2 protein-coding genes and 1 pseudogene are annotated in these 2,144 nt (G+C 73.1%); 2 read left to right on the top strand and 1 reads right to left on the bottom strand.

Annotated elements, in window-relative coordinates:
- Positions 1–621: TetR/AcrR family transcriptional regulator (locus tag JM949_RS35460; RefSeq protein WP_203152409.1), on the bottom strand; the 621-nt coding region annotated here is incomplete at its 3' end.
- Between the two features lie 125 nt (positions 622–746).
- Between JM949_RS35460 and JM949_RS35455 the strand changes: the two genes are divergently transcribed.
- Both JM949_RS35455 and JM949_RS35450 read left to right on the top strand, forming a co-directional pair.
- Positions 747–1,670, top strand: coding sequence for an ABC transporter ATP-binding protein (locus JM949_RS35455; protein ID WP_203152408.1), 924 nt, complete (start codon positions 747–749; stop codon positions 1,668–1,670).
- Positions 1,667–2,144 (top strand): annotated as a pseudogene (locus JM949_RS35450) (anibiotic ABC transporter); the annotation flags it as partial. The gene JM949_RS35455 and the pseudogene JM949_RS35450, both read left to right, overlap by 4 nt.

Raw genomic sequence — 2,144 nt, 5'->3', positions numbered from 1 at the left:
CCGGGTCCCGTCCGCCGCCGTCTCGCGAACCGGCCCCGGGAGCGTCGCCGGCGCGCCCGGCGCCGTCGCGGTGTCCCCGGCCGGCGCCAGCAGCCGGCGTACGCCGTCGAGCATGTCGGCGCGCAGCACCTCGTCGGGCACGTCGGTGAAGAAGACCACCGCGTCGCTGCACGCGGAGACCGCCTGCATCGCCCGTACCCGCTCGCGCCGACCGGCGTCCGCCCCGGCGATCAGGTCATTGGCCCGCATCACGATCTCCATCAGCCGGTGGTACGTGTCGCCCCGGCCGATCAGCGCGATGTCGTGAAAGAGCATGCCGAGCGGCCGGCGGTGCGCGAGCATGGTGTCCACCCAGCCCTCCAGAACCGTCCACCGGGCCACCTCGGTGGGCTGCGTCGCAGCCGAGTCCAGCAGCGCCTCCAGGTCGGCGACGAACGGCTCGACCAGGGCGGCGAGCAGGTGCTCCTTGGCCGGGAAGTGGTACAGGATGGCGGTCTTGGTCAGCCGCAGCCGCTCACCGATCTGGCGCAGCGAGGTGCGCTGGTAGCCGTGCTCGGCGAAGAGGTCGAGCGCGGCGCGCAGGATCCGGGTGCGGGTGTCGTCCGCGGCATCGGCGGTCATGCCGACCAGCCTAGCGACGCCCTGACCAGTGGGCACAATCACCGTTGATTAGGCTGACCAGCGGTCAGTACAGTGAGATCGGTCGACCCGAGGATCGGTCGACGCAGCCAACCGCAGGAGGGGCCATGCCCGTCATCTCGATCGGCAACCTGGTCAAGACGTTCGGCGCCATCCGGGCACTCGACGGGCTCGAGCTGCGCGTCGAACCGGGGGAGGTGCACGGCTTCCTCGGCCCCAACGGCTCCGGGAAGTCCACCACCATCCGCATTCTGCTCGGCTTGCTCCGCCGCGACTCGGGGCAGGTCGAGCTGCTCGGCGCCGACCCGTGGCGCGACGCCGTCCGCCTGCACCGCCGGCTGGCGTACGTGCCGGGCGACGTCAACCTCTGGCCCAACCTCACCGGCGGGGAAGCCATCGACCTGCTCGGCCAGCTGCGCGGCGGCCTCGACCGGCGTCGCCGCGACGAACTGCTGGACCGCTTCGACCTGGACCCGACCCGCCGCTGCCGCACGTACTCCAAGGGCAACCGGCAGAAGGTGGCCATCGTCGCCGCGTTCTCCTCCCCGGTGGAGCTGTACGTGCTCGACGAGCCGACCTCCGGCCTCGACCCGCTGATGGAGGCGGTGTTCCAGGACGAGGTCCGACGGATCAAGCGGTCCGGCGCCACAGTGCTGCTCTCCAGCCACGTGCTCGCCGAGGTCGAGGCGCTCTGCGACCGGGTCAGCATCATCCGCGAGGGTCGGACCGTCGAAACCGGCACCCTCGCCGAGCTGCGCCACCTCACCCGCACGGCGGTGACCGTCGAGACCGCCCGGCCGGTCACCGGCCTGGACGCGCTGCCCGGGGTGCACGACGTGCACCAGGTCGACGGGCGCACCCACCTGGAAGTCGACCCGGCCCACCTCGACGAGCTGCTCGGCCAGCTCGTCCGCTTCGGCGTCCGCGCGCTGACCAGCACACCACCCACCCTGGAGCAGCTCTTCCTGCGCCACTACGGCGACGACCCCGCCGCCCGGGCCGCGCACGCCCCGCGGGCCGGTGCCCGATGAGCGCCCTCACCGGCACCCCCCGGCTGGCCCGGCTCGTGCTGCGCCGCGACCGGGTCCGCCTGGCGATCTGGATCCTCGGCACGCCCCTGCTCGGCTACGCCCTCGCCGGCAGCGTCACCGGTGTCTACCCCGACCAGGCGGCCCGCCAGGTGTACGCCACCACCTCCGCGTCCAGCCTGATCGCCCGGGCCTTCAACGGCCCGATCGCCGGCACCGACCTCGGCGCGGTGGTGGTCGCCGAGACGTACGTGACGTTGGCGTTGATCGTCGCGCTGCTGAGCACCTTCGCGGTGACCCGGCACACCCGACAGAACGAGGAGACTGGTCGAGCCGAGCTGCTCGGGGCCTCCGTGGTCGGCCGGTACGCGCCACTCACCGCAGCGCTGACCGTCGTCGTCGCGGCCAACCTGCTGGCCGCGCCCTGCTCGCGGTCGCGCTGGCCGGCGCCGGCCTGCCGCTCGCCGGTTCGGTGGC

The sequence above is a fragment of the Micromonospora tarensis genome (assembly GCF_016803395.1).
In the GTDB taxonomy this organism is placed as follows: domain Bacteria; phylum Actinomycetota; class Actinomycetes; order Mycobacteriales; family Micromonosporaceae; genus Micromonospora; species Micromonospora tarensis.
The sequence above is the reverse complement of the archived record's forward strand: the minus strand, read 5'-3'. Positions and strand labels throughout refer to the sequence as shown.